This window comes from Amycolatopsis sp. CA-211722 (assembly GCF_056828465.1).
The window spans coordinates 516,805-541,711 of sequence record NZ_CP184752.1 but is presented as its reverse complement, the minus strand read 5'-3'; the positions used below and the strand labels follow the sequence as shown (position 1 = coordinate 541,711).

Below are 24,907 nucleotides of genomic sequence, written 5' to 3'. Positions count from 1 at the left end.
CGCCTGCCGCAGCAGCGTGAGGGCCCGCGCGTCCGACGAGCCCGAGGGAGTCGTGCACACGATCAGCAGCTGGTCCGGCGAACGGGCGATCGACAGGGTCTGCTGGGTCACGCTGACCGCGCCGACGACCGGATGCCGCAGTTCGTAGCTTTCGGCGTCGCAGGGGCGGACACGATGGTCGCTCCAAAGCGCGACGAACTCGGTGCTCTTCATCGTCAGCTCGCCGATCAGCTCCGCGAGCAGCGGGTCTTCGGGATGCTTGCCGACGGCGATCCGCAGGCTGCCGACCACCGCGCGGATCTTCCGCTTCCACTCGGCGTACAGGTCCCGGGAGTGCGGATCCAGGAACGCCATCCGCGCCATGTTCGGCCGTCGAGCCGGGTCGTCCGGGGCGTGGAAGTCCAGATGTCCGGCCAGCAGGGCGTGGCCGAGGGGATTCCACGCCAGGACGTCCGAGCGGCGGCCGAGCACCAGCGCGGGAGCGTCGACGGTGGCCAGGAGATCCCGGGTCTCGTCGTGGAGCTTCTCGGGCCGCGGACGGCGTGCCCGCGGGGTGCGGCGGGCGGCGGTGGCGAGCCGTTCGAGGTGTTCGCGTTCGTGGCCGTCGAGCCGGAGCGCGCGGGCGATGGCGTCGAGCACCTCGGCCGAAGCTCCGCGGGACATGCCCTGCTCCAGCCGCGCGTAGTAGGAGACGCTGACTCCCGCGAGCTGGGCCAGTTCCTCCCGGCGCAGCCCGGCGACCCGGCGGCGGGCCCCGAAGTCGCGCAGGCCGACGTCTTCCGGGCGCAGCCGGGCCCGTCGCGCCCGCAGAAAGTCCCCGAGCGGGCCAGGTCCGTCCATGAGCCCGAGTATCCGTGGCGCGGTCCGCGTCAGCCACACCCTCCCGGTGGGAGGAAAAGCCGGGCGTGGCCCGCGTCCGGCCGGGACTCCAGGCTCGGTGGCATGGACGAGATCACCATCGGAGACGTCACCGTCACCCGGGTCAAGGAGTTCTACGGTTCGCTCGGCATGACCCCGGCCGAGTTCCTGCCGGACAGCCCCGGCGGCGCGTGGGACGAACATCGCGACTGGCTCGCGCCCGATTTCTGGAACCCCGAGACCGGCGAGTGCCTTGCGGCGCTCCAGTCCTGGCTGATCCGCAGCGAAGGACGCACGATCCTCGTCGACACCGGGGTCGGCAACCACAAGGACCGGCCGTACGCGGCGGTGTGGAACCGCCTCGACACCGCCTACCTCGACAACCTCGCGGCCGCCGGGGTGCGGCCCGAGGACGTCGACGTCGTGGTGAACACCCATCTGCACATCGACCACGTCGGCTGGAACACCCGTCTCGACGGGCGCACCTGGGTGCCGACGTTCCCGAACGCCACGTATCTGATGCCGCGCCCCGATTTCGACTTCTGGAATCCGGCCGAAGCGCACGATTCCGTGCTGGGGCGCGGAAATCAGAACGTCTTCGAGGACAGTGTCTCGCCGGTGCACGAGGCGGGGCTGACCCGTCTGTGGGACGGCACGCACCGCATCGACCGGAACCTGCGGCTGGATCTCGCCCCCGGTCACACTCCCGGATCGTCGGTGCTCACGCTGGAGTCGGGCGGGGAACGGGCGTTGTTCGTGGGCGACCTCGTGCACACCGCGCTGCAGATCGTCGAGCCGGACACCAATTCGCCCTATTGCGAAGACCCGGCCGGCTCCCGGGCCACCCGGCACAAGCTGCTCGGTCAGGCCGCCGACGACAACGCACTCGTCTTCCCCGCGCATTTCGGTGCCCAGGGCGCCGTGCGGGTCGAGCGCCGCGGATCGAAGTTCGCGATCGCGCGGTGGGCCGGGTTCTCTTCCCTCTCCTGAGGAGTTTTTCGTGTACGTGCAAGCAGAAACCCCGTCCGGTGCGGTGCGCGGCAGCCGTGATTCCTTCGGCGAGCTCTACCGCGCCATCCCCTACGCGGCGGCTCTGGCCGGGCCCGGTCGCTTCCTGCCACCGGCGCCACACCCGGGCTGGTCCGGCGTCCGCGACGGCACGCGGCCCGGCCCGACGGCTCCCCAGCCGCCGCGCGACTTCGGCGGGCTCGACATGACCCCGTATTTCGGCCCCGGCTGGGTACGCGGCGAGGAGTACCTCACCGTCGACGTCCGGACGCCCGCGGCGGACGGTGGCCGTCGTCCGGTCATGGTGTTCGTGCACGGCGGCGGTTTCGTCACCGGGTCGGCCCGTGCCGCGCTCTACGACGGCCGGGCGTTCGCGCGCGACGGTGTCGTCCTGGTGACGGTGAACTACCGCCTCGGCGTCCCCGGTTTCCTGGACCTGGAAGGCGCCCCGCCCAACCGCGGGCTGCTCGACGTGCTCGCCGCGCTCGGCTGGGTGCGGGACACGATCGCGGTGTTCGGGGGCGATCCGGGCAACGTCACCGTCTTCGGGCAGTCGGCGGGAGCGACGCTCACCGGCGCGCTGCTCGCGACGCCGGAGGCCAAGGGGTTGTTCCGCCGGGCGATCGTCCAGAGCGGCAGCGGAACCGGCGCCTTCACACCGGAGCAGGCGGCGAGGGTCACCGCGGCGGCCGCCGCGGCGCTGGGAGCGGAGCCTGCCGCGAAAGCGTTCGGGGAGATCCCGGACGAGCGGTTCGTGGCGATCCTGCCCGCGCTGGCCGGTCTCGATCTGCGGACCGAAACCGCCGAGGATCCGCTGGCCGGGCTGAGCCCGTTCAGCCTGGTATCGGCGGTCCAGCCCGCCGACGGCCCGCTCGACGGCGACGTCGCGCTGCTCATCGGCACCAACACCGAGGAAGGAAACCTTTACGGCCGAACAGATCTCGGGTACACGCTGTTCGGCGCCGGTACCGAGCGGCTGGCGTCGGCGCACTCACGGGCCTCGGGCGGCCACACCCACCGGTACTCGTTCGGTTATCGCTCGACGGCGTTGGACGGGCGGCTCGGCGCCGCCCACACGGTCGAATTGCCGTTCGTCTTCGACGTCGCCGACGAGCCGTGGCTGCACGGGGAGTCGGGCCTGCTCGGGCCCGATCCCGCTCCGGACGGGCTCGCGGCGAGGATGCACGGCGCGTGGGTCGGCTTCGCGAGGACCGGTGACCCCGGCTGGTCCGGAGACGCTGCCGAGTTCTTCGGCTGACAGCGCTTCGCGATGGCCTGAGTCAAGCCTTGCCGGCGGCGAGCGTCTCCAGGCCGCGGACGATCGTCTCCGCACCGGGGGCCCGTTCCGGGGCGACGAGGTGCTGCAGCATCACGCCCGCGATGAGGGCGAACTGGACGGCGCCCGCCGCGTCGGCGTCGGTGGCGGACAGCCGTTCGCCGAGGACCTTGCGCGCTTCGTCCTGGGCGTCGGCGAGCCGTTCGCGCAGTTCCGGGAAGCGGATGGCCTGGGTGGCGCTCTCCAGGACGGCGGTCCACAGGTCGCGCTGCTCGCTGAAGGAGTCGACGAGGCCCTGCCAAGTGGTGGTGAGCGAAGTGTCCTCCGGCTCGCGCAGGTGCTCGACCACCTCGGTGGACAGCTCGATCATGGCCTCGTTCATGAGGGCCTCTTTGGACCCGAAGTGGTATCCGATGGAGCCGAGGTTCGCTCCCGAGGCCGCGGTGATGTCCCGCGCGGTGGTGTGCGCGTAGCCGCGTTCGATCAGGCAGCGCTTGGCCCCGTCGAGGAGGTCCTCTCGTTGTCCCATGCGGCGATCCTACCGGCAGGCTGTGACAAGTGTCTTATACAAATGTATTATACAAATGTTCAAGACACCTCGCAGCAAGGAACCCGACGATGAACCGCTACGTCCTGGGCAACTTCGCCCCGGTCACCGAAGAGATCACCGCCTTCGACCTGCCCGTCACCGGGAAGATCCCGGACGACCTCGACGGCCGCTACCTGCGTATCGGCCCGAACCCGCTCGGCCTCGAAGACGCGTCGGCGCATATCTGGACCCTCGGGGAGGGCATGGTCCACGGCGTGCGCCTGCGCGACGGCCGCGCCGAGTGGTACCGCAATCGCTGGGTCCGGTCGGCCTCCGTGGCCGACCGGCTCGGGGAACCGCGGCGCGGTCAGGTCGCCGACGAGCGCCTGGACTTCGCGCCGAACGTGCAGGTCGCGGGCCACGGCGGCCGCCTCTACGCGCTCATCGAAGGGGGCCTGGCCCCGTACGAGCTGACCGGCGAACTCGACACCGTCGGGCCCGCTTCCCTCGGTGCGACGGAACAGGGTTTCTCCGCCAACGCGCACAGCAAGTACGACCACGCGACCGGCGAACTGCACTCGCTGGCCTTCCGGTACGGCGCGGATTTCGTGCAGCACATCGTGATCGGCCCCGACGGGCGCAACCGGAGCGTCACCGACATCAAGGCGCCCACGTTGCCGTACATGCACGACTTCGCGCTCACCGAGCACTACGTGGTGGTCTACGAGTCCCCGATGGTCTTCCTGCCCGAACGCCTGGCAACGGGTGTTCCGTTCGGCTGGAACCGGGAACTGCCGGCACGGCTGGGATTGCTGCCCAGGGTGGGCGGGACGGTGCGGTGGTTCGAGACCGCGCCCGTCATGGTCGGTCACACCCTGAACGCCTTCGAGGACGACGGAACCGTGGTGGTGGATGTGATCGTGCATCCCCGGCCGATCGACTTCGCCGACATCGGCGCCTCGAAGCCCGTGCTCGAACGCTGGACGGTGGACCTCGCGGCCGACCGGGCCACGCGCGCGCCGCTGCACGACCGTCCGCAGGATTTCCCGCGGCTCAACGGCCGGTTCGCCGGGAAGCCCTACCGCTACGGCTATTCGGCGGCCGCCGAGCTGTACGCCACCCCGAGCGCCACGGAACCGGACCGCCCCGACGAGGGTTTCAGCAGCGCCCTGCTCAAACACGACCTCCTGACCGGCGTCACCGAAGCCCACGAATTCGGCCGCGACGCGAGCGCGGGGGAGACCGTGTTCGTCCCGTCGGCTCGCGCGGTCGCGGAGGACGACGGCTACAACCTCGTCTACGTCCACGACCGCGACCGCGGTGCGGCGGATCTGGTGATCCTGGCGTCGCAGGACTTCACCGGCGAGCCCCTGGCGAGGGTCCATCTGCCCGCCCGTGTCCCGCTGGGACTGCACGGCAGCTGGATCCCCGCCGCCTGATCGCCGGCTTCCCGGCCGGGCGGTTTTCAGGCCCAGCCGAGCTTTTCGTAGAACGGCGTGATCCACGCCCGGAACCGCTCCCCGTGGGCCTCCTGGGCCGCGGCCACGACGCCGTCCGGATCCCCGGCCGGCGTCAGGCCGCGCTCCCGGAGCCAGCCGACGTACAGCTCGTGCGAGCCGCTGTGGTCGTCGTCTTCCTCGCGGTAGTAGTACGCCGAGTCGTGGTCGACCATGATTTCGGCGTCGAAACCCAGCAGCCGCAGGAAATCCGTGAAGTCGCGGGCGATGATGTGCTGACCGCCTTCGTCGCCGAAGACCACGATCGGCGACCGGGCGACGTCTGTCTCGTCGTCGGCTCGCCAGAACGCGTACGTCGAACCGCTGCCGTTCGCCTGGGCGAAGGGGAGCAGCCGCGAGAGGAACTCGGGGTCGTCCAGCTCCTGGGGGAACCGGCCTTTGTCGTCGTAGTCGTGCAGCTCGAAACCGTCGGCGAGATAGTCGCGCGTCGAGTCGTGAAGGTCCTTGAGCTCGTTCAGGACCGGGATCGGTGAATACACGCGATCACCCTAGGCCGGTGCTCTTGACAAAGCGGGTGCCTCCGCTTATAAAACCATCAGGCTATGAAACCGGAGGGTTATGGAAATGGTTGCAAGCGACACGCTGGACGCGACGTTCGCGGCGCTCGCCGACCCCACCCGGCGGGCCATCCTGGCCAGGCTCGCGGCCGGCGACGCCACGGTCACCGAGCTGGCGGCGCCGTTCGCGATGAGCCAGCCGGCTGTCTCCAAACACCTGCGAGTGCTCGAACGGGCGGGCCTGATCAGCCGCAGCCGCGACGCGCAACGACGGCCATGCCGGCTGGTGGCCGAGCCGCTCAAGACGGCAACGGACTGGCTGGCCGACTACCGCGACTACTGGGAAGCGAGCTACCGGAAACTGGACGCCCTGCTGGACGACCTGCAGGACGGCAGGCCGTGACCGCATCGCACCCCGGCCTCGGTCTGCGCGTCGCCGCGTCCGGGGCCACCGACCTCGTCCTCACCCGGACCTTCGCCGCTCCCGCGCCGCTGGTCTTCGCCGCGCTCACCCAGCCGGACCTGCTCCGCCGCTGGTACGGCGCCCGCGGCTGGCAGCTCACCGTGTGCGACGTCGACCTGCGCCCAGGCGGTGCCTGGCGATTCGTCTCGGCCGGGCCGGGCGGCGCCGAGATGGAACAGCGCGGGCTGTTCCGTGAGGTCGTGCCACCGGTTCGGCTCGCGCAGACCGAGATCCACCGTGACTGGGCCGACGGCGCGGCACTGGTCACCACCGTTCTGGAGGAGTCGGACGACCACACCACCATGACCGTCACCGCGCGCTATTCCTCGTCCGAAATTCGCGACATGGTCGTGCGCGGCCCCATGCGACGCGGTGCCGGCGAAGGATACGACCGCCTCGCCGCCGTACTCGCCACCCTGCCGCACCACCCCGAAGAAAGGCGCCATCCATGACCGACGCACCCGCCCCCGTCACCGAGATCCCGGCCGACCTCGGGGAAGTTCCCCAGGACCCCGGCAACCCGCCCGTACCGCCTGGCACGCTGCTGCTGGAGCTCGTGCCGGTCCCGGTCACCGACATCGAACGGGCCAAAGCCTTTTACCAGGACCGGCTCGGGTTCCGCCTCGACGTCGACGTCAACCCGAAGCCCGGTATCCGCATCGTCCAGCTCACGCCGCCCGGTTCGGCCTGCTCGATCACCCTCGCCGAAGGCCTGCCCACCCTCGACATGCCGCCGGGCACCCTGCGCGGCCTGCACCTGGTGGTGGCCGACATCGAGGCGTCCCGCGCCCAGCTCGTCGAGCGTGGCGTCGAGATCAGCGAGATCGAGGACTCCGGCGGCGTGTTCTACGCGCACTTCGCCGACCCGGACGGCAACACCTGGTGCCTCCAGCACATGCCCTGGCGTTAGGTCGGCCGGCCGGCTCCGGCGTAGTCGTCGCCCTGCTTCCGGTAGGTGTGGACCTGCACCGCCTGCCCGGTCTGCGGGGCGTCGATCATCTGCTGATTCCCGATGTACAGCCCGACGTGGTGGATCTTCGTGTTCGGCTCGCCGTAGAAGATCAAGTCGCCCAGCTGGGGATCGGTCACCTTGTTCACGCTGTGGTACTGCGTGTGGGCGGTGCGCATGAGCTTGACGCCGGCACTCGCGTACGCGGCCGTCGTCAGGCCTGAGCAGTCGAAACCGGGGTCGCTGCCGCCGGTGCCGTTGCCACCCCAGACGTAGGGGAGCCCGATCTTGTCGATGGCGAAGTTGACCGCGCTCAGGGCCGCCGCGTTCGGCGGCTGCGGGCTCTGGCCGACCGTGCCGTAGACGTTCACCGTCGCGAGCGTGCGGTGCATCAGCAGCGGCGCGGGCTGCAGCGTGCTCACCGCGTTCCACCACGTCTGGCCCTGGCCGAGGTCGCGGCCGCCCGCGCACAGGGCCCGCCCGGCGGTGAGCGTGGCGTCGTCGACGTTCTGCGGATCCGGCTTGCCGCCGCCTGCCGAGGCCTGGAACTGGTTCCACACCGACGGCGTCAGCTGCAGCGGGCCACTGGCGTTCGCGGAGGAGACGACCTTGTCGTAAAAGTCGCGGACCTCGACCGCGCCGAGCGGTTTGGTCATCACGCCGTCGGCGTTCAGGCCGGACCCGGCGGCGCGGCCGTGATCGGAGGCGATCTTCCCGAGCGCGGCCAGCGTCACCCAGGAAAGGCGGCACCCCGGCGTTTCCTTGCTCAGCGTGACGGTGGTCTTCGCGTATCCGGTCATCGCGCGCAACGGGATGTCGAGCCAGCCGCTGGTCTTCGACACCCAGGCGTCGAACTCCTGCCCCATCTGCTGCGGGACCTTCGGCTGTTCCTTCGGCATCTCCGCCGGGGCGGACGACGACGGCGGCGGAGGTGTGGGCGGGGCCGACGACTGGACCGCGGCGGCTTCCGTCTTCGGCTCGTCCTTCGGCGCGAAGGTGATGGCGGCGACCAGGGCCGCGGCCGCGACGACCACGGCCGCGCCGATCACCGGAAGCCTGCGTCGGCGCGAGGTTTCCTGTTCCATCACCGGCCCCCGGTGATCCGGCCGAGGACGAATTCGCGGAAGCCGTCGATGTCGGTGGACAGCGCGACGTCGATGGTGCGGCCCGGTACGGCCTGCGGATCGGTGCTTCGCAGCCTTCGCCGGTCCACCAGCGTGGCGCCGCGCGCGGGGCCGAAGCCGCACTCGACGTCCACGGGGTACGCCTCGACGTCGAGGATGCCCGGCCGGATCGCCTCGGCCACCGCGACCGCGTCGTGCATGACCATCCCCGGCATGCCGAGGATCGGGGTGTAGTGCTTCACGTACGTCGGGGTCAGTGCTTCGAGCGCCGCGCCGAGCGGGCCGGACGCGGCGAGTTTGCCGAGCCAGTCCGTGTCGACCGAACACTGGTGCGTGATGTCCAGCGGGACCAGCACCGTCGGGATGTCCTCGTCGACCAGCACCCGGCGCGCGGCCTCGGGGTCGCTCCAGATGTTGAACTCGGCCGCCGTGGTGGAGTTCCCCTTGGTCACGCCTCCGCCCATGACGACGATCCGCCCGATCTTCTCGCGGATGTCCGGATGGGCCGCCAGCAGCAGCGCGATGTTCGTCAGCGGGCCGATCGGGGCGATGGTCACCGGTTCGTCGGCGGCTTCCAGCAGATCCACCAGCAGGCGGACGGCGCCGCGTTCGTCGAGCGGGCGCTTGGCCTCCGGAAGCGTCCCGGCGTGGCCGGACAGGCCGTCCTCGCCGTGGACGAACCCGGCGGGCTTGGCGTTGTCGTAGACCATCGGCCGCGCGGCACCGGCGGCGACGGGGACGTCGTCGCGGCCGAAGAGTTCCAGCAGGCGGCGGGCGTTGGCGGTGGTGTGGCTCAGCGGGACGTTGCCGAACACCGTGGTCACGCCGAGGAGTTCGACGTCCTCCGATTGCGCGGCCAGCGCCAGCGCGAAGGCGTCGTCGACCCCCGGGTCGGTGTCGATGATCAGCTTGGTGCCCATGCGCGTGCTCCCCTTTGCGGTCGGCGGCCTGAACACAGGTTACGGTCACCGGTATGACGTCCATGTGGGGTGCGCCCGCGCTGTCGCGGCTCCGCGCTTGGGGCCAGGCCCGCCGTGATCCGCGCCAGGCGAAGTTCCTGACCAAGGACTCGCTGCGCTGGGTACTGCGAAACCGCGCGTACACGCCTTGGTACCTGGTCCGCTACTGGCGGCTGCTGAAGTTCCGGATCGCGAACCCGCACATCATCCTGCGGGGGATGGTGTTCCTCGGCAAGCACGTCGAGATCCACTGCCGCCCCGGCTACGGGCGGCTGGAGATCGGCCGCTGGGTGCACATCGGCGACGGCAACGCGATCCGCTGTCACGAGGGTTCGCTGCGCATCGGCGACAAGGCGGTGTTCGGGCGGCAGAACGTCCTCAACGGCTACCTCGACATCGAGCTCGGCGCGGCCACGCTCGTCGCGGACTGGGTGTACATCTGCGACTTCGACCACGTCACCACCGACATCACCGTCCCGATCAAGGATCAGGGCATCGTGAAGTCGCCGGTGCGGATCGGGCCGGACACCTGGATCGGCACCAAGGTCTCCGTGCTCAAGGGCACCCGGGTCGGGCGCGGCTGCGTCCTCGGCGCGCACGCCGTGGTGCGGGGCGAGATCCCGGACTACTCGATCGCCGTCGGTTCGCCCGCGCGCGTCGTCCGGAACCGGCAGGACGACTACGCCGCCGACGCCGCCCGCCGCGAAGCCGTCGCCGACATGGCGCGCAAGGCGAACAAGGCACTGCAGAAAACCCTGGGCGTCGACTCGTAACTCGCGTGATCAGAGACGTAACTCGCGTGATCAGAGACGTAACTCGCGTGATCGGAAGCCGCACACACGAGTTACGCCTCTGATCACGTGAGTTACGCCTTCAAACACGCGAGTTCGGCCTCTGATCACGCGAGAACTAGCCGCGCAGCTGTTCGCGGACCTCCATGAGCGCGAAGCCCAGGAGGTTCTGCCCGCGCCAGTAGTCGGGGCGGGTGGCGTTCTTGTCCTCGCGGGCGAGGCCGCTGCCCCAGACCAGGTCCATCCTGGACGCCTCGACGATCACCTTGTCGCCCGTGCTCAGCAGGAACTCGCGCTCTTCGGCATGCTGGCGGAACTTCTCGAGGTTGCCGTCGATGACGATGTCGAAGCGGTGCCGCTCCCAGACCTCGGCGTCGAAACCGGCGACCTCGCGGCCGAGGATCTTGGCGGTCTTGGGATCCGGCGCCTGACGGATGTTCGCCGCGGCCTCGTGATCGCCGAACAGTTCGGCCTTGCTCGCCATCATGTAGTGCTCGGCGGTCGGGTACCGCTCGCCGCCCGCGACGAACGGCGCCAGCCACCACTGGCTCAGGCAGGCCGCGTTGACCCGGCCGCTCTTGAGCGGGGTGTGGCCGTAGAAGAGCTGGTACTCGGGCTCCGCGCCGCTGTGGACCAGCTCGCGCAACGCATCGAGACTCCGGACTCCGTCGACCTTGCTCACCATGCCGACCAGTGGACCACAGGCCACCGACAAGTCCCTCAGTGGCCCACCGCGGCGGTTCAGACCAGGAAATGGAACAGCGGGCTCCCCGGTTCCACCCGCTCCACCTGCAGCGGGCTCGCCTCCAGCCGGTGCAGCAGCCCTTCCAGGTCACCGGGCCGCGCGAGTTCGACGCCGATCAGCGCCGGGCCGGTCTCGCGGCTGTTGCGCTTCACGTACTCGAACCGTGTGATGTCGTCGTCCGGCCCGAGGACCTCGTCGAGGAACCGCCGCAGCGCGCCGGGCTCCTGCGGGAAACCGACCAGGAAGTAGTGCTTCAGTCCTTCGTGGATCAGCGACCGTTCGAGCACTTCGCCGTAGCGGCTGACGTCGTTGTTGCCGCCGGAGACGACGCACACCACGATCTGCCCGGGGTCGATCTTCACCGCCGTGCCCAGCGCGGCGGTCGCGAGCGCGCCCGCGGGTTCGGCGATCACGCCGTCGGACTGGTACATCGCGAGCATTTCGGTGCAGATCGCGCCCTCGGCGACGTCGGTGAGCTCGACGCCGCCGTCGCGGACCAGCGGGTACGTCACCGATCCGGCCTGCGCCACCGCCGCGCCGTCGACGAAGGTGTCGACGTTTTCGAGCCGCACCGGCTCTCCGGCCGCCAGCGCGGCCGCCATACAGGTCGCGCCCGCCGGTTCGACGCCGACGATCCGCATCTCCGGCGCCCGTTCCGCGGCCCACGCGGCGATCCCCGCGAGCAGCCCGCCGCCGCCGACCGGCACCACCATGACGTCCGGGACGAACCCGAGCTGCGCCACGACCTCCATCGCGACCGTGCCCTGCCCGGCGACCGTCTCCGGCGCGTCGAAGGCGGGGACCAGTGTCGCGCCGGTGCTCTCCGCGTCGTGCTTCGCGGCGGTGAAGGCGTCTTCGTAGGTCTCCCCGACGACGATGACTTCGATGTGCGAGCCGCCCAGTGTCGCGATCCGCTCGCGCTTCTGCCGGGGGGTCGTGCCGGGGACGTAGACCCGGCCGTTCGCGCCGAGGCGGCGGCACGCGTACGCGACACCCTGCGCGTGATTGCCCGCGCTCGCGCAGACGACGCCGCGCTCCCGGTGCTCCGCGTCGAGCTGGACGATGAAGTTGTACGCGCCGCGGATCTTGTACGAACGCACGGTCTGCAGGTCTTCGCGTTTGAGCCAGACCCGGGCGTCGACCCGCGCCGAGAGCCGCTCGTTCGGTTCGAGCGGCGTGCGGGTCACCACCCCGGCCAATCGCTTGGCGGCCTCTTCGACCGTTCGGGCGCTCACCGTTTCGATCCCTTGCACGAATGCTGAATGTACTGACCGGCCCCGGCCACGACGGAGACACGTCCGCTTTCCGCCGGGCGCGGTGCAACCGAACCGGCCAGGACACCGTCTCCCGGTCATGACGGTGTTCACCCGGTCCCTCGCGCTCGGCCTGGTCGTGGTGCTCACGGCCTGCGGAGCGGAACCCGCCCGCGAAGAACCGCCATCGCCGCTGCCCGTCACCCAGCAGGTGACCTCCGGCACGGCCGCGGCGGTCAAGGCGGCCGACGCCTTCGGGCTCGACCTGCTCACCGCGCCGGCGCTGGCGGGCGGGGCGAACCTGGTGCTGTCCCCGGCGAGCGTGTCCACCGCGTTGCAGATGGTCGGCGCGGGCGCGATGGGCGAAACCGCCGCGCAGATCCGGAGGGTGCTGCGGCTTCCCGAAGACGGGCCTCCCGTCCCGCCGGTCTCCGGTCACGAGGATCTGAAGGTGTCGAACACCGCCTGGATCCAGCGGGGGCTCGGCATCAAACCCGGCTACCGGGACGTCTTGCGCGACCGGTTCGGTGCGGCGACGAGCGACGAGGACTTCGTCACCGACCCCGGCGGCGCCCGCGAACGGATCAACCGGACGGTGGCGGACCAGACCGAGGGGAGGATCGAAGACCTGTTCCCGGAGAAGTCGATCACCGGCGAAACCCGGCTGGTCCTCGCCAACGCGCTGTACCTGAAAGTGCCCTGGGCGCGGGAATTCCCCCGCGACCTGACCGCGGACGCGCCGTTCACCAGGGCCGACGGGTCGACGGTGACGGTCCCGATGATGCGCACCGCGCCGGAGGCCCGGCTCGGCTACGCCGAAGGGCCGGGCTACCAGGCGGTCACGCTGCCCTACCGCGGCGGGCGGCTGGCCTTCACCGTGATCGTTCCCGCCGCGATCGACGCCTTGCGCGGCAAGGGGATCGCCGCCCTGCTCGGCGAGATCCGGCCGGCCACGGTGGAACTGGCCATGCCCAGGTTCACCGTCCGGTCCGCGCTGGATCTGACGGCGCCGCTCAAGGAGGCGGGCATGCCCACGGCGTTCGAGCCCGGCGCCGACTTCAGCGGCATCACCGACGAAGCCCGGCTACGGATCGCTTCGGTGCAGCACAAGACCTTCGTCCAGGTGGACGAGGAGGGCACCGAGGCCGCGGCGGCCACGGGGGTCGACGCCCGTGCCGTGTCCGCGGAGCTGCCGCGCACGGTGACCGTCGACCGTCCCTTCCTCTTCGTCATCACCGACACGGCCACCGGGTCGCCGCTGTTCCTCGGCCGGATCGGCGACCCGGCGGCGTGACCCCCTCCCGCGTTTCGTCCTCTAGTTGCGGTCGTTGCACGTGCAACGACCGCAACTAGAGGACGAAACGCGCCTAGCGGAAAGCGGCCAGATGCGTCCGTGCCCAGGTCGCGAACGGCCGCGGCGCCCGTCCGGTGAGGTCCTGGACGGCACCCGTGACCGCGGAGTCGTCGAACTCGCCCTCGGCGAAGAAGCGGAAGAAGGCGTCGACGTACTTCTCCGGCATCTCCGCGCTCATCGTCGCGCGGGCCTCGGCGTCCGGAAGCGGCTCCAGCCGTAGCTCCCGCCCGAGCAGCTCGCTCAGGACACGCAGCCGATCGCCGGGCCGGAGCGAGCCCGGCCCGGTGATGGCGTACGCGAGCCCCTCGTGTCCCGGCGTGGTCAGCGATTCCGCGGCGACGGCGGCGATGTCGTACGGGTCGATCGTCGCCACCGGCACGTTCGCGAACGGCTCGCGCACGATGTCCCCCGCGCGAAGCTGCGGGACCCACTGCAGCGAATTCGACATGAACCCGCTCGGCCGCAGGAAGGTCCACGCCAGCTTCGAAGCGCGCACCGCCGCCTCGGCCGCCATGTGCATCCCGGCGACGGCGTTGTCCGCGTGCCCGCCGACGACCGAGCGGGACGACAGCAGCGTGACGTGCTCGACGCCCGCGTCCCGCATCACCGCGAGCGCGCCCGGCATGTCCTCGTAGCCGCCGAGCAGGAAGACCGCCCGGACACCCTCCAACGCGGGCTTCAGGCTCGTCGCCTCGTTGAGATCGCCCACCACCGCTTCGACGCCGTCCGGCAACGGCCGCGGCGTGCGGACCAGCGCCCGGACGGGATGCCCGCCGCGCGCCAGGATTCCGGTCAGTTCCGAGCCGACGTTGCCGCCTGCCCCGGTCACCAAGATCATGTGTTTCTCCCCAGTGCGGTGGCCGCCGTCACAGGCCGCGGCCGTCGCCGGTCACCCTGCCAGGGAGATCAGGGCGGCTCAAGGCGACTTGGGCACCGCCGGGTACGGGACGAAGGTGCTGGTGTTCTCGTCCACGGTCAGCTGTTTGCCGATCGTCGGGAACGCGCGCTGCGAGCAGGCCGGGCGTTCGCAGACTTTGCAACCCATGCCGATCGGGGTGGCCGCGGCGCGGTCGTCGAGATCGAGCCCGGTGGAGTAGATGAGCCGTTTCGCGTGCCGCAGTTCGCAGCCGAGGCCGACGGTGAACGTCTTTCCGGGGCTGCCGTAGCCGCCGATGTTGCGGGACACCGTCCGCGCGACCCAGAAGTAGCTCTTGCCGTCGGGCAGGGTCGCGATCTGGGTGAGGATCTTGCCGGGCTGGGCGAACGCCTCGTAGATGTTCCACAGAGGACACGCGCCGCCGACGCGGGAGAAGTGGAAACCCGCGGCGGACTGGCGTTTCGACATGTTCCCCGCCCGGTCGACCCGCACGAACGAGAACGGCACACCGCGGTTCTTCGGGCGCTGCAAGGTCGAGAGCCGGTGGCAGACCGTCTCGAAGCCGACGCCGAAGTGGTCGCAGAGCCGCTCGATGTCGTAGCGGAAGCGTTCCGCGCTCGCCAGGAACGGTCCGTAGGGGAGGATCAGCGCGCCCGCGAAGTAGTTCGCGAGCCCGACCCGGGCCAGCGAACGCGCGGCGGGCCCGGAGAACGCCCACGAGTCGGCCAGTTCGGTGATCAGGTCGTCGTATTCGAGCAGCGCGATCTGCGAAGCCATCCGGAACGCCTGCTGCCCGACCCGCAGGCTCGGCGCCAGCCGCAGCACCCGCGGCCCCGGTTCGTAGCGGTGCTGTTCGCCGTTGGTCTCGTCGATGCCTTCGCTCGTGACGTCGACGCCGTAGCGCTGGATCAGCGTCTCCTTCAGCGCCGCGAGCACCTGACCGCGTTGCAGCGGGATGTCGTGCGCCATCCGTTCGGCGCGCTCGTCCAGCTCGGCGACGTAGTTCTCCCGCTCGTAGAAGAAGTCGCGGACCTCTTCGTGCGGCAGGGCGGTGGCGGCGCTTCCGTGCAGGCCCAGGCCGTTTTCGGTGGTCAGCGCGGCGGTGTTCTCGACGGCGTTGCGATAGCTGCGGTGCAGTTTGACCAGTGCCTGGGCGATCGTCGGCAGGTTCGTGGCGAGGTCGTTGAGTTCGCTGTTCGTGACGTCGACGCCGAGGACCTCGTCGAGCAGCGCTTCCTTCACGTCCGCGACCAGCCGCGCGGTGTCGTTGTTCGCGAAGAACTCGGTGTCCACTCCGAACGCCTGCGTGATGCGAAGGAGCACCGGGACGGTCAGCGGACGCGAGTTGTGCTCGATCTGATTGAGGTAACTGGGTGAGATCTCCAGCACACGAGCGAGATCCGCCTGGCTCATCGACCGGCTTTCGCGCAGATGCCGCAGCTTCGCTCCGGCGAAGGTTTTGTCCACTGAGGCCTCTCTGTCCGCAAGGTTTCCGGGCCTGAACGATTCAGTGAACGGTCAAGCACGGGAAATTTCGCTCCGCTTGCGAATCTGCGATTCGCAACCTTTGCAAGATGCTACGGAAGCTTCGCAGAAATTGGCAAATTGGAGGCCTGGATCGGATTTCCCCTGTCATGTCAGGGTCGGATCAGGAAAGGCGATCACTCGCAAACTTCGCAACACCGGGAGAATCCGATGACTCAGCACGCGCAGCAGCTGGAGCAGGCGGCCGCCGAACTGGCCAAGCAGTGGGAGACCGACCCCCGCTGGGCGGGCGTGAAGCGTTCGTACTCCGCGGCTGACGTGGTCAAGCTGCGCGGCAGCGTGGTCGAGGAGCACACGCTCGCTCGCCGCGGCGCCGAGAAGCTGTGGGACCTCCTGCACAACGAGGACTACGTCCACTCGCTGGGCGCCCTGACCGGTAACCAGGCCGTGCAGCAGGTGCGCGCCGGCCTGAAGGCCATCTACCTGTCGGGCTGGCAGGTCGCCGCCGACGCCAACCTCTCCGGCCAGACCTACCCGGACCAGAGCCTCTACCCGGCCAACTCGGTGCCCGCCGTCGTCCGCCGCATCAACAACGCGCTGGGCCGTGCCGACCAGATCAACTGGGCCGAGGGCAATACCGACATCGACTGGTACGCCCCGATCGTCGCCGACGCCGAGGCAGGCTTCGGTGGCCCGCTCAACGCCTTCGAGCTGATGAAGGGCATGATCGCCGCCGGTGCCGCGGGTGTGCACTGGGAGGACCAGCTCGCTTCCGAGAAGAAGTGCGGTCACCTCGGTGGCAAGGTGCTGATCCCGACCAAGCAGCACGAGCGCACGCTGAACGCCGCCCGCCTCGCCGCGGACGTGCTGAACGTGCCGTCGCTGATCGTCGCCCGCACCGACGCGCAGGCCGCCACGCTGATCACCAGCGACGTCGACGAGCGTGACCGCAAGTACGTCACCGGCGAGCGCACCGCCGAGGGCTTCTACAACGTCACCAACGGCATCGACCCCTGCATCGACCGTGGTCTGGCCTACGCCGAGTACGCCGACCTGCTGTGGATGGAGACCTCCAAGCCGGACCTCGAGGTCGCCCGCCAGTTCGCCGAGGCGATCAAGGCCAAGTACCCCAACCAGATGCTGGCCTACAACTGCTCGCCGTCGTTCAACTGGAAGAAGCACCTGGACGACGCGACGATCGCGAAGTTCCAGCGCGAGCTCGGCCACATGGGCTACAAGTTCCAGTTCATCACCCTGGCCGGCTTCCACGCCCTGAACTACTCGATGTTCGACCTGGCGCACGGTTACGCCCGCGAGGGCATGACCGCCTACGTCGACCTGCAGGAGCGCGAGTTCGCTTCGGAGGACCGCGGTTACACCGCCACGAAGCACCAGCGCGAGGTCGGCACCGGCTGGTTCGACAACGTCGCGACCGCGCTGAACCCGGAGAGCTCGACCACCGCGCTCGCCGGCTCCACCGAAGCCGAGCAGTTCTGATCCCTCGCAAGTAGGTGCCAGGTGGCGGTCTCCGGACTCCCAGCGGAGACCGCCACCTCCCATCCCCTTCTATCTCTCTCGCGAAGCCCAGCGGAGGCACACCATGGTCGAGAAGCTGAACTACCGGATCGACGTCTGCGGACCCGCCGGTGACCGGTTCGACGAGATCCTCACCCCGGCCGCGCTGGACTTCGTGGCCAAACTGGACAACGCGTTCGCCGGCCGCCGCCGCGAACTGCTCGACGCGCGCCGTCTGCGCCGCGAGAAGCTGCAGTCCGGCGAGGAGCCGCTGGGCTTCCTGCCCGAGACGCACGCGATCCGCGACGACAGCAGCTGGTCGGTCGCCCCGGCCGCGCCCGGTCTCGAAGACCGCCGCGTCGAGATCACCGGCCCGACCGACCGCAAGATGACGGTCAACGCGCTCAACTCCGGCGCGAAGGTCTGGCTCGCCGACTTCGAGGACGCGACCTCGCCGACCTGGCACAACGTGATCGACGGGCAGCTCAACCTGTTCGACGCGATCCGCCGCAACATCGACTTCACCACCGCTGTGTCCAATGCCGCCTCCGCGGGAGGGAGTACGTCGGCGGAGGGCAAGCGCTACACGATCGGCGACGAACCCGCGACGATCGTCGCCCGCCCCCGCGGCTGGCACCTGGTGGAGAAGCACATCCGCATCGACGGCCGCCCGGTCTCGGCGAGCCTGGTCGACTTCGGCCTCTACTTCTTCCACAACGCGCGCCAGCTGCTGGCCCGCGGCAGCGGCCCGTACTTCTACCTGCCGAAGCTCGAGAACCACCTCGAAGCGCGCCTGTGGAACGACGTCTTCCTGCTGGCGCAACGGGAACTCGGCATCCCGCGCGGCTCCGTCCGGGCGACCGTGCTGATCGAGACGATCACCGCCGCGTTCGAGATGGAGGAGATCCTCTACGAACTGCGCGAGCACGTCTCCGGGCTGAACGCCGGCCGCTGGGACTACATCTTCAGCGTCATCAAGAACTTCTCCTCGCACGGCGCGGACTTCGTGCTGCCGGACCGCGCGCAGGTGACGATGACCGTCCCGTTCATGCGGGCCTACACCGAACTGCTGGTGCGCACCTGCCACAAGCGCGGGGCGCACGCCATCGGCGGCATGGCCGCGTTCATCCCGAGCAAGGACCCGGAGATCAACGCGACCGCGCTGGAGAAGGTCCGCCAGGACAAGGAACGCGAGGCGAACGACGGTTTCGACGGCTCGTGGGTCGCGCACCCCGGCCTCGTCCCGGTCTGCCGCGAGGTGTTCGACGAGGTGCTCGGCGGCTGGCCGAACCAGCTCGGCAAGCTCCGTGAGGACGTCGTCGTCACCGCCGAGGACCTGCTCGACGTCGCCAGCGCGGGCGGCGAGGTCACCGAAGCGGGTGTCCGCGCCAACATCAACGTCGCGCTGCGCTACATCGACGCGTGGCTGCGTGGCACGGGCGCGGCGGCGATCCACAACCTGATGGAGGACGCCGCCACCGCCGAGATCGCGCGGTGCCAGGTGTGGCAGTGGATCCGCAACGGCACGAAGCTCGAAGACGGCACCGCGCTCACCCGCGAGCTGGCTGTGTCCTATTTGGACGAAGAGCTGGCGTCGGTGCGGGCGGAACTGGGCGAGGGCAACCGGCTCGGCGACGCCTACGAGATCTTCACCGAGACGGCGCTGGGCGAGAAGCTGCCGAGCTTCCTCACCACCGGCGCGTACGCGCGATACCTGACCGCGCGGTGACGCAGGCTCCGGCCGCCTCTACCTGACGCGGGGCGGCCGGGTTCCACACCGGTTTGGGACGGTGTGGCCCAACGGGTCCGGTGGCGGCGGCTCCCCGCCACCGGACCCGCTTCACGCGCGCGCCCCTCCGGTAGCGCTGTCGGGCGTGCGCTTCGCCGCGGAGGCCCCGTCCTCACCACACCACCGTGGACGGGGCCTTCGCGGCTTTCTCATGCCGTAACTCGCGTGATCGAAGGCGTAACTCGCGTGATTGAAGGCGCAACTCGCGTGTTTGGAGGTGGATCATCGTGTTACGCCTCCAAACACGCGAGTTACGCATTCAGACACGCGAGTTACGGCTCTGATCACGCTCACGGGACCGGACGAATCCGTCACGGACCGCGAATAGGTAGGGGTACCTAGTGAAGCCCCCGTTGTTTCGGCGGCGGGGCGCGCGGATGCTCGGCGCCGGGTGGGGATTCCGCCCGTTTCCCCGAGGAGTCACCATGAAGAAGCAGTTGAGGGCCCTCTTGGCCGCGACCTTCGCCGTCCTCGCCGTCGCCCTCGCCGCCCCGGCGGTGTCCGCTTCGGCCGGGGTCTCGGCGCAGCCGGACTGTGTCCGGCCCTGCCACTTCTGATCTTCGCCACCTAGAGCAGCCCCGGGGGTCGCGCCCCTCGCGACCCGCGACGTTCGTGGAGGGGGATCCGGGGCCCCCGACGTCCCGGATTCCCCTCCGCCCCACTGCCCGTGCGCGCATGTCGCGAAAGCCACTTTCGGGACATCAGACGTCGCGAAAGTGGCTTTCGCGACATGCTCCGGCCGACCGCGGTGAGTGCTCAGGGCTCGAAGGCGTTACCGGTCGCGATCTTCGGCCGCCCCAGCTCCACCGGCTCCCCGACGCGAGCCCGCCGGTAGACCGCCACGGTCGCCTCGGCGATCCGTCCCCAGTCGAAGTCCGCGGCCAGCCGCGACTGCGCGGTCAGCGCTCGCCGGGCGGCGGCGACCTCGTCGTCCAGCACCGCCTCGACGGCGTCCCCGAGGGCGTCGACGTCGCCGGGGCTGAACGCGAGGCCGGTCTCGCCGTCGACGACGACCTCGCCGAGCCCGCCCGCGGTCGAAGCGACCAGGGGTGCCTTCGCGGCCGCCGCCTCCAGCGCGACGATCCCGAACGGCTCGTACCGGCTGGGCAGCACGACGGCGTCGGCCGCGGCGAGCACGGCCCGCAGTTCGCGGTCGGACAGGTGCCCGACGAAGTCCACCGCGCGCCGGACGCGCAGCTTGCGGGCCTGGTCGACCAGTTCCTCCAGATGCCGTCCCTTGCCGGCGACGACCAGTCGCGTCCCCGGTTTGGCGCGGCGGATCCGCGGGAGCGCGGCGAGCAGGTCCTGCACGCCCTTCTCCCACTCCAGCCGTCCGAAGTACAGCAGCAGTGGCGCGCCGGAGGGGCTGTAGACCTCGCGCGCGTGCGCGACCTCTTCGGCGGGCACCTGCCAGGTGCGTTCCTCGATGCCGTTGTGGATCACGGTGACCGCGTCGGCGTCGACCTCGAACAGGTGCGCCACCTCGCGGCGCATGGCCTGCGAACAGGTGATCAGCGCGTCCGAGCGGTTCGCGAGCCACCATTCGACCGAGTGAACCTGCTGATTCAGCGGATGCGAGAGCCAGCCCGAGTGCCGTCCGGCCTCGGTGGCGTGGATCGTGCCGACCAGCGGCACGCGCGCCGCCTCCGCGATCGCGATCGCGGGATGGGTGACCAGCCAGTCGTGCGCGTGCACCACGTCCGGCTGCCAGGTGCGCAGCAGGTCGGTGGCGGCGCGGACCATCGCGTGCCCCATGGCCAGCGTCCACGCGACGAGGTCCCGCTCGAAGGTCACGTGCATCGGATCCTCGGCGACCCGGATGATCCGGACGCCCTCGACCACGCGATCGGTCCTCGGATGGGTCTCGGCGTCGGTGCCCGCCGTGTGACGGCACAGGACGACCACGTCGTGCCCCTGCCGGGCGAGATGCCGGGCCAGGGCGTGGACGTGCCGTGCGAGTCCGCCGACGACCACGGGTGGGTACTCCCACGACAACATCAGCACGCGCATGGGTGGAGGTTACTCGTGAGTCGGTCGTCACCGGGACGGGGCGATCACCCCTCCCGGTGAACCCGATCGAGGGCGACAGGAGCGTCGATCTTTGCCACCATCGGGTCGATGACGTCCTCGGTGAACGCGCCAGGCCCGGCCTTCAAGCCCGTCGAACCGGTGCTCTCGACGCCGTGGTCCGCGCAGGTCGGGCCCGCCGGCGCGCTGCCGGAGTACCCGCGTCCGCGACTGGTCCGCGAACGCTGGCTGAACCTCAACGGCGTCTGGGAGTACGCGGGCAGCGGCGCGCCCGGCCGGAACGGATACGGCGAGCGGATCCTGGTGCCGTTCCCGCCGGAGTCGGCGCTCTCCGGTATCGGACGGCGGGACGAAACCCTCTGGTACCGCAAGGTTTTCGAGGTCCCGTCCGGCTGGGACGGTCAGCGCGTGCTGCTCCACTTCGGCGCCGTCGACCAGTCCGCCGAGGTCTGGGTCAACAACCAGAAGGTGGCCGTCCACGAAGGCGGATACACGGCCTTCGGCGCGGACGTCACCGACGTGCTGCGTCCGTCCGGATCGCAGGAACTGACCGTCCGCGCGACGGATCGGACGGACGCCTCGACGCACCCCGTCGGCAAGCAGCGAAACGACCCGGAGGGGATCTTCTACACCGCCGCGTCGGGGATCTGGCAGACCGTCTGGCTGGAGCCGGTGCCGTCCGCGCACGTCCGGGATCTCCAGGTGACGCCGGATCTCGATGGGGTGACGGTTGTGCCCAAGGTCACAGGCGGCGCCAGGGTGGAGCTGATCGTCAGCGAAGCCGGCGGCGCGGAGGTGACACGCGTCGAAGGAGAGGCCGGACAGCGGTTGCGCGCGAAGGTGCCTTCGCCGCGCCTGTGGACCCCTGACGATCCGTATCTCTACGACCTCCAGGTCCGCTTGCTCGACGAGAGCGGCAACCCGATCGACGTCGTCGAGTCCTACACCGGGCTCCGCACGATCGGGACGGTGACGGACGCGCAAGGCAGGCCGCGGATCGCGCTCAACGGCCGGATCACCTTCCTCCACGGCCCGCTCGACCAGGGGTACTGGCCGGACGGGATCCACACCGCGCCCACCGACGAAGCGTTGCGGTTCGATCTGGAGAAGACCAAGGAGCTCGGCTTCAACTTCGTCCGCAAGCACGTCAAGGTCGAACCGGAACGCTGGTATCACTGGACGGATCGGCTGGGCCTGCTCGTCTGGCAGGACATGCCGTCGCTCACCGTCTCCTTCGACGGCCCGCCCGGCACCGCGCCGGACCCGGTCCCGGAGGCCCAGGCGCGGTTCGAAGCCGAATTGACCGAGATGATCGAGCAGCTGCGCGGGGTGACCTCGATCGTCGGCTGGGTGCCGTTCAACGAGGGCTGGGGCGAATTCGACACCGCGCGGATCGCGAAGCTGGTGAAGGACCTCGACCCGACCAGGCTCGTCGTCGCGAACAGCGGGGTGAACTGCTGCTTCTCGCGGCCGGACGCCGGCGCGGGCGACGTGTACGACGACCACACCTACGTCGGGCCGGGGATTCCCGCGCTGCGGGACGGCAGGGTGATCGTCGACGGCGAATACGGCGGCCTCGGCCTGGTCCTCGACGAGCACCGCTGGCCGGGGGAGCCGCAGGCCTATGAGATGACGCCGACCTCGGCACAGCTGACGAAGCGCTATGCCGAGGTCAGCGAACAACTCGAACGGATCATCGCCGGAACCGGCCTCTCCGGCGCGATCTACACCCAGACCACCGACGTCGAGAACGAGGTCAACGGCCTGCTCACCTACGACCGGCGGGTGGTGAAGGCGGACGCGGCGACCGTCGCGGCCCGCAATCGCGCGGTCATCGAAGCGGGTCAGTCCGGCTGAGCCTGGACCGGGCCGCCCGAATCCCGGATCCGGACGGGCACCCCGAGCAGCTGAGAAGGCAGCTGCCCGGGGTCGTGACCGGGGTTCATCCACACGTCGATCGTGGGTGCCCCCTCGGTCTCGCCCTGCCCGACGCCGACCACTCCGGGGACGTCGTCGAGCCACCGGGACGCCGCCACCAGCGCGGCGTCGATGTCGGAGACTTCGTCGGCCACTACGGGTGCACCCGGATCCCGAGCGACGCTTCGACCAGCGAGATCCGGTTGATCACGGTGACCACCGGCGAACCGGCGAACAGCAGGCCGACGGCGTTCTCGCTCAGGTCGGCCACGAGGCTGCCCGAGTCGCCACCGGCCGACATGTCGGTGGTCAGCAGCTGCTGCGCGAACCGGGCCACCCGGCCGCCGCCGTAGTTCACGTCGACGGTGGCGTTGATGTTCGTGATCCGCCCGGTCGTCCAGTTCGTGGTCCGGCCGGTCTTCTGCACCAGCGTGCCGACCGTGGGCGCCACGTTGGTGCCCTTGAGTTCGCCGACCCAGAAGATCCGGCGGTCGAGGTCGTGGAACTGGCCTTCGGCGATCGCGGCGTCGACGAAGTTCAACGGCACCGGCTGCCCCGGCTGGATGAACTTGATCGGCACGAACCGGCTCAGCCTGGCGATGACGTCGGTGGGGACGACGCCGCCGTCGAACGGGCCTGGCTGCAGGATCGGGTCGCCGATGGCGGCGGCGTTGGAGTTCGCCAGCACGTGGTTGTTGCTCAGGATGTAGTACCTCGGCGGTTTGCCGGGCAGCGCCGTCGCGTCGTAGACCGCGGTGCCGTAGGTACCGGCGGTGATCTTGAAGTGGCCGACGCTCAGCCCGCCGAACGCCGGACGGAACTTCTTGGCGAGGGTGAACGGGCCGACCTGCTCACGGGCGAGTTCGTCGGGTCGGCTCAGCGCCGGCGCCGGTACGTCGTCGAGCACGGTGGACGAGCCGTTCACCTTCGGCGGCGCGATACTGCGGCCCGCCTGCAGCACGCCGACCTCCTGGACGTCGGTGGGCACGCCCGCCAGCGTCGCCGGGACGAGGTCGTCGTCACGCAGCATCTCGTGCGGCAGTTTCGTGTCGACCAGCACGGTGATCGCCTTCTCGCCGGTGTCCCTGCCCCCGGACCATTTGGTCCCGAGCGCGACACCCACCACGTTCTGCCGGTTCAGCAGCGTCTCCTCCTCGGCCGCCTGCACGCTCGCGAGGGAGAGGAAATCGTCCGGGATCATATTGTTTTCGATCATGTCGGCCACACTTTTCTGGTTGTCGGCGTTGAAGAAGTGCGGGAGTCCCGACGAAAGAGTCTTCCCCTGTCCACGGGTCGGCGCCATAGTGCAATCGGGTACGGCGCTTCACTGATGAAAGTCAGTCTTTCCCTTGTGTGGCAAGGGTTTGTGACCGGGTAACCGGCCATCGCGCGAGTGGCCGGGATATTCGGGGACTTTGGTCACCGGATATCCGGAAAAGGAAACAGGCCGGCTGCGAGAGCCGGCCTGTTTCGAGGGAAGCGGGGATCAGCCGATCGTGGCGTCGATCGCCTTGGTGATCGTCTCGTCCTCGGGTTCGGTGCGCGGGCGGAATCGTCCCACCACTTCACCGGACGGGGCGACGAGGAACTTCTCGAAATTCCACTGCACGTCGCCGGCGGCGCCTTCCGCGTCGGCCGCCTTGGTCAGTTCGGCGTAGAGCGGGTGCCGGGTTTCGCCGTTCACGTCCAGCTTTTCGAACAGCGGGAACGAAACGCCGTACGTGGTCGAGCAGAAGGTCTGGATCTCCTCGGCGGTGCCCGGCTCCTGGCCCGCGAACTGGTTGCACGGGAACCCGACGACGGAGAAACCCTTGTCCGCGTAGCGTTCCTGCAGTTTCTCCAGTCCGGTGTACTGCGGCGTCAGCCCGCATTTCGACGCCACGTTCACCACCAGCAGCGTCTTGCCCTCGAGCGCGCCGAGCGTCGTGTCCTCGCCCGCGAGCGTCTTCAGCGGAATGTCGTGGATCCCCATG

24 protein-coding genes and 1 pseudogene are annotated in these 24,907 nt (G+C 69.8%); 12 read left to right on the top strand and 13 right to left on the bottom strand.

The features are described 5' to 3' along the window. Positions 1–21: 21 nt before the first annotated feature. Positions 22–840, bottom strand: a pseudogene (locus tag ACOCEP_RS02565) (helix-turn-helix domain-containing protein); the annotation flags it as partial. Between the two features lie 102 nt (positions 841–942). Here ACOCEP_RS02565 and ACOCEP_RS02560 point away from each other — a divergent pair. Both ACOCEP_RS02560 and ACOCEP_RS02555 read left to right on the top strand, forming a co-directional pair. Continuing rightward, complete coding sequence (locus ACOCEP_RS02560; RefSeq protein ID WP_482335558.1) at positions 943–1,848, top strand: MBL fold metallo-hydrolase; 906 nt, start codon at positions 943–945, stop codon at positions 1,846–1,848. Positions 1,849–1,858: 10 nt separating this feature from the next. Continuing rightward, complete coding sequence (locus ACOCEP_RS02555; protein WP_482335557.1) at positions 1,859–3,124, top strand: carboxylesterase/lipase family protein; 1,266 nt, start codon at positions 1,859–1,861, stop codon at positions 3,122–3,124. Positions 3,125–3,146: 22 nt separating this feature from the next. On the opposite strand, the gene ACOCEP_RS02550 is transcribed toward ACOCEP_RS02555, so the two are convergent. Then, positions 3,147–3,671, bottom strand: a complete 525-nt coding sequence (locus ACOCEP_RS02550; protein ID WP_482335556.1) for a TetR/AcrR family transcriptional regulator — start codon at positions 3,669–3,671, stop codon at positions 3,147–3,149. A gap of 89 nt (positions 3,672–3,760) precedes the next feature. Here ACOCEP_RS02550 and ACOCEP_RS02545 point away from each other — a divergent pair, with 89 nt between their 5' ends. Next, positions 3,761–5,110 carry a carotenoid oxygenase family protein gene (locus ACOCEP_RS02545; RefSeq protein WP_482335555.1) on the top strand — a complete coding sequence of 450 codons (1,350 nt, stop codon included), beginning with the start codon at positions 3,761–3,763 and terminating at the stop codon, positions 5,108–5,110. 26 nt (positions 5,111–5,136) lie between these two features. Here ACOCEP_RS02545 and ACOCEP_RS02540 read toward each other — a convergent pair whose 3' ends face one another. Beyond that, positions 5,137–5,667 (bottom strand): hypothetical protein, encoded by a 531-nt coding sequence (locus ACOCEP_RS02540; protein WP_482335554.1) that lies wholly within the window; start codon positions 5,665–5,667, stop codon positions 5,137–5,139. A gap of 85 nt (positions 5,668–5,752) precedes the next feature. Here ACOCEP_RS02540 and ACOCEP_RS02535 point away from each other — a divergent pair, with 85 nt between their 5' ends. From ACOCEP_RS02535 to ACOCEP_RS02525, 3 genes are read left to right on the top strand one after another with little or no spacing between them, the layout of a single operon-like run. Further along, complete coding sequence (locus tag ACOCEP_RS02535) at positions 5,753–6,088, top strand: ArsR/SmtB family transcription factor (protein ID WP_482335553.1); 336 nt, start codon at positions 5,753–5,755, stop codon at positions 6,086–6,088. Then, positions 6,085–6,600: an SRPBCC family protein gene (locus ACOCEP_RS02530; RefSeq protein ID WP_482335552.1), complete on the top strand. Its 516-nt coding sequence runs from the start codon at positions 6,085–6,087 to the stop codon at positions 6,598–6,600. The genes ACOCEP_RS02535 and ACOCEP_RS02530 overlap by 4 nt, the downstream gene beginning before the upstream one ends. Continuing rightward, positions 6,597–7,058: a VOC family protein gene (locus ACOCEP_RS02525; RefSeq protein WP_482335551.1), complete on the top strand. Its 462-nt coding sequence runs from the start codon at positions 6,597–6,599 to the stop codon at positions 7,056–7,058. Before ACOCEP_RS02530 ends, ACOCEP_RS02525 begins: the two co-directional genes overlap by 4 nt. Here ACOCEP_RS02525 and ACOCEP_RS02520 read toward each other — a convergent pair. Both ACOCEP_RS02520 and ACOCEP_RS02515 read right to left on the bottom strand, forming a co-directional pair. Beyond that, positions 7,055–8,182 (bottom strand): C40 family peptidase, encoded by a 1,128-nt coding sequence (locus ACOCEP_RS02520; protein ID WP_482335550.1) that lies wholly within the window; start codon positions 8,180–8,182, stop codon positions 7,055–7,057. The two genes, ACOCEP_RS02525 and ACOCEP_RS02520, sit on opposite strands and share 4 nt — an antisense overlap. Beyond that, positions 8,182–9,141: a nucleoside hydrolase gene (locus ACOCEP_RS02515; RefSeq protein ID WP_482335549.1), complete on the bottom strand. Its 960-nt coding sequence runs from the start codon at positions 9,139–9,141 to the stop codon at positions 8,182–8,184. Before ACOCEP_RS02515 ends, ACOCEP_RS02520 begins: the two co-directional genes overlap by 1 nt. Positions 9,142–9,194: 53 nt before the next feature. On the opposite strand from ACOCEP_RS02515, the gene ACOCEP_RS02510 reads away from it, so the two are divergent. Beyond that, positions 9,195–9,953 (top strand): acyltransferase, encoded by a 759-nt coding sequence (locus ACOCEP_RS02510; protein ID WP_482335548.1) that lies wholly within the window; start codon positions 9,195–9,197, stop codon positions 9,951–9,953. 136 nt (positions 9,954–10,089) lie between these two features. Here the strand turns inward: ACOCEP_RS02510 and ACOCEP_RS02505 are convergent, their stop codons facing one another. Both ACOCEP_RS02505 and ilvA read right to left on the bottom strand, forming a co-directional pair. Then, positions 10,090–10,656, bottom strand: coding sequence for an NADAR family protein (locus ACOCEP_RS02505; protein WP_482335547.1), 567 nt, complete (start codon positions 10,654–10,656; stop codon positions 10,090–10,092). Between the two features lie 56 nt (positions 10,657–10,712). Further along, positions 10,713–11,969, bottom strand: coding sequence for a threonine ammonia-lyase IlvA (gene ilvA / locus ACOCEP_RS02500; protein WP_482335546.1), 1,257 nt, complete (start codon positions 11,967–11,969; stop codon positions 10,713–10,715). Between the two features lie 100 nt (positions 11,970–12,069). Between ilvA and ACOCEP_RS02495 the strand changes: the two genes are divergently transcribed. Next, positions 12,070–13,263, top strand: a complete 1,194-nt coding sequence (locus ACOCEP_RS02495) for a serpin family protein (protein WP_482335545.1) — start codon at positions 12,070–12,072, stop codon at positions 13,261–13,263. A gap of 73 nt (positions 13,264–13,336) precedes the next feature. On the opposite strand, the gene ACOCEP_RS02490 is transcribed toward ACOCEP_RS02495, so the two are convergent. Together ACOCEP_RS02490 and ACOCEP_RS02485 are read right to left on the bottom strand one after the other, a co-directional pair. Continuing rightward, complete coding sequence (locus ACOCEP_RS02490) at positions 13,337–14,161, bottom strand: NAD(P)H-binding protein (RefSeq protein WP_482335544.1); 825 nt, start codon at positions 14,159–14,161, stop codon at positions 13,337–13,339. A 78-nt stretch (positions 14,162–14,239) separates the two neighbouring features. Further along, positions 14,240–15,667 carry a short-chain fatty acyl-CoA regulator family protein gene (locus ACOCEP_RS02485; RefSeq protein WP_457951764.1) on the bottom strand — a complete coding sequence of 476 codons (1,428 nt, stop codon included), beginning with the start codon at positions 15,665–15,667 and terminating at the stop codon, positions 14,240–14,242. A gap of 228 nt (positions 15,668–15,895) precedes the next feature. On the opposite strand from ACOCEP_RS02485, the gene aceA reads away from it, so the two are divergent. From aceA to ACOCEP_RS02470, 3 genes are all read left to right on the top strand, one after another. Then, positions 15,896–17,182, top strand: a complete 1,287-nt coding sequence (aceA, locus tag ACOCEP_RS02480) for an isocitrate lyase (protein WP_007031644.1) — start codon at positions 15,896–15,898, stop codon at positions 17,180–17,182. A 103-nt stretch (positions 17,183–17,285) separates the two neighbouring features. After that, the gene (gene aceB / locus ACOCEP_RS02475) at positions 17,286–18,929 is read left to right on the top strand and encodes a malate synthase A (RefSeq protein ID WP_482335543.1); all 1,644 of its coding nucleotides are present in this window, start codon (positions 17,286–17,288) and stop codon (positions 18,927–18,929) included. Positions 18,930–19,414: 485 nt separating this feature from the next. Next, positions 19,415–19,546, top strand: a complete 132-nt coding sequence (locus ACOCEP_RS02470) for a hypothetical protein (protein WP_482335542.1) — start codon at positions 19,415–19,417, stop codon at positions 19,544–19,546. A gap of 199 nt (positions 19,547–19,745) precedes the next feature. Here ACOCEP_RS02470 and ACOCEP_RS02465 read toward each other — a convergent pair whose 3' ends face one another. Beyond that, positions 19,746–20,999, bottom strand: a complete 1,254-nt coding sequence (locus tag ACOCEP_RS02465) for a glycosyltransferase family 4 protein (protein WP_482335541.1) — start codon at positions 20,997–20,999, stop codon at positions 19,746–19,748. 108 nt (positions 21,000–21,107) lie between these two features. Between ACOCEP_RS02465 and ACOCEP_RS02460 the strand changes: the two genes are divergently transcribed. Then, positions 21,108–22,874, top strand: coding sequence for a glycoside hydrolase family 2 protein (locus tag ACOCEP_RS02460; RefSeq protein WP_482335540.1), 1,767 nt, complete (start codon positions 21,108–21,110; stop codon positions 22,872–22,874). Here the strand turns inward: ACOCEP_RS02460 and ACOCEP_RS02455 are convergent. From ACOCEP_RS02455 to ACOCEP_RS02445, 3 genes are all read right to left on the bottom strand, one after another. Continuing rightward, positions 22,862–23,089, bottom strand: coding sequence for a hypothetical protein (locus ACOCEP_RS02455; RefSeq protein WP_482335539.1), 228 nt, complete (start codon positions 23,087–23,089; stop codon positions 22,862–22,864). The two genes, ACOCEP_RS02460 and ACOCEP_RS02455, sit on opposite strands and share 13 nt — an antisense overlap. Next, a complete protein-coding gene (locus ACOCEP_RS02450) occupies positions 23,089–24,150 on the bottom strand; it encodes a chymotrypsin family serine protease (protein WP_482335538.1) in 1,062 nt (353 codons plus the stop codon). Before ACOCEP_RS02450 ends, ACOCEP_RS02455 begins: the two co-directional genes overlap by 1 nt. A 270-nt stretch (positions 24,151–24,420) precedes the next feature. Further along, a complete protein-coding gene (locus ACOCEP_RS02445) occupies positions 24,421–24,906 on the bottom strand; it encodes a glutathione peroxidase (RefSeq protein ID WP_192743028.1) in 486 nt (161 codons plus the stop codon). Position 24,907 lies beyond the last annotated feature (1 nt).

Coding starts and splice junctions, on each gene's coding strand:
- ACOCEP_RS02560 (WP_482335558.1), top strand. CDS start 943: ATGGACGAGATCACCATCGGAGACGTCACCGTCACCCGGGTCAAGGAG.
- ACOCEP_RS02550 (WP_482335556.1), bottom strand. CDS start 3,671: ATGGGACAACGAGAGGACCTCCTCGACGGGGCCAAGCGCTGCCTGATC.
- ACOCEP_RS02545 (WP_482335555.1), top strand. CDS start 3,761: ATGAACCGCTACGTCCTGGGCAACTTCGCCCCGGTCACCGAAGAGATC.
- ACOCEP_RS02535 (WP_482335553.1), top strand. CDS start 5,753: ATGGTTGCAAGCGACACGCTGGACGCGACGTTCGCGGCGCTCGCCGAC.
- ACOCEP_RS02525 (WP_482335551.1), top strand. CDS start 6,597: ATGACCGACGCACCCGCCCCCGTCACCGAGATCCCGGCCGACCTCGGG.
- ACOCEP_RS02520 (WP_482335550.1), bottom strand. CDS start 8,182: ATGGAACAGGAAACCTCGCGCCGACGCAGGCTTCCGGTGATCGGCGCG.
- ACOCEP_RS02515 (WP_482335549.1), bottom strand. CDS start 9,141: ATGGGCACCAAGCTGATCATCGACACCGACCCGGGGGTCGACGACGCC.
- ACOCEP_RS02510 (WP_482335548.1), top strand. CDS start 9,195: ATGACGTCCATGTGGGGTGCGCCCGCGCTGTCGCGGCTCCGCGCTTGG.
- ACOCEP_RS02505 (WP_482335547.1), bottom strand. CDS start 10,656: ATGGTGAGCAAGGTCGACGGAGTCCGGAGTCTCGATGCGTTGCGCGAG.
- ACOCEP_RS02495 (WP_482335545.1), top strand. CDS start 12,070: ATGACGGTGTTCACCCGGTCCCTCGCGCTCGGCCTGGTCGTGGTGCTC.
- ACOCEP_RS02490 (WP_482335544.1), bottom strand. CDS start 14,161: ATGATCTTGGTGACCGGGGCAGGCGGCAACGTCGGCTCGGAACTGACC.
- aceA (WP_007031644.1), top strand. CDS start 15,896: ATGACTCAGCACGCGCAGCAGCTGGAGCAGGCGGCCGCCGAACTGGCC.
- aceB (WP_482335543.1), top strand. CDS start 17,286: ATGGTCGAGAAGCTGAACTACCGGATCGACGTCTGCGGACCCGCCGGT.
- ACOCEP_RS02470 (WP_482335542.1), top strand. CDS start 19,415: ATGAAGAAGCAGTTGAGGGCCCTCTTGGCCGCGACCTTCGCCGTCCTC.
- ACOCEP_RS02465 (WP_482335541.1), bottom strand. CDS start 20,999: ATGCGCGTGCTGATGTTGTCGTGGGAGTACCCACCCGTGGTCGTCGGC.
- ACOCEP_RS02460 (WP_482335540.1), top strand. CDS start 21,108: ATGACGTCCTCGGTGAACGCGCCAGGCCCGGCCTTCAAGCCCGTCGAA.
- ACOCEP_RS02450 (WP_482335538.1), bottom strand. CDS start 24,150: ATGATCGAAAACAATATGATCCCGGACGATTTCCTCTCCCTCGCGAGC.
- ACOCEP_RS02445 (WP_192743028.1), bottom strand. CDS start 24,906: ATGGGGATCCACGACATTCCGCTGAAGACGCTCGCGGGCGAGGACACG.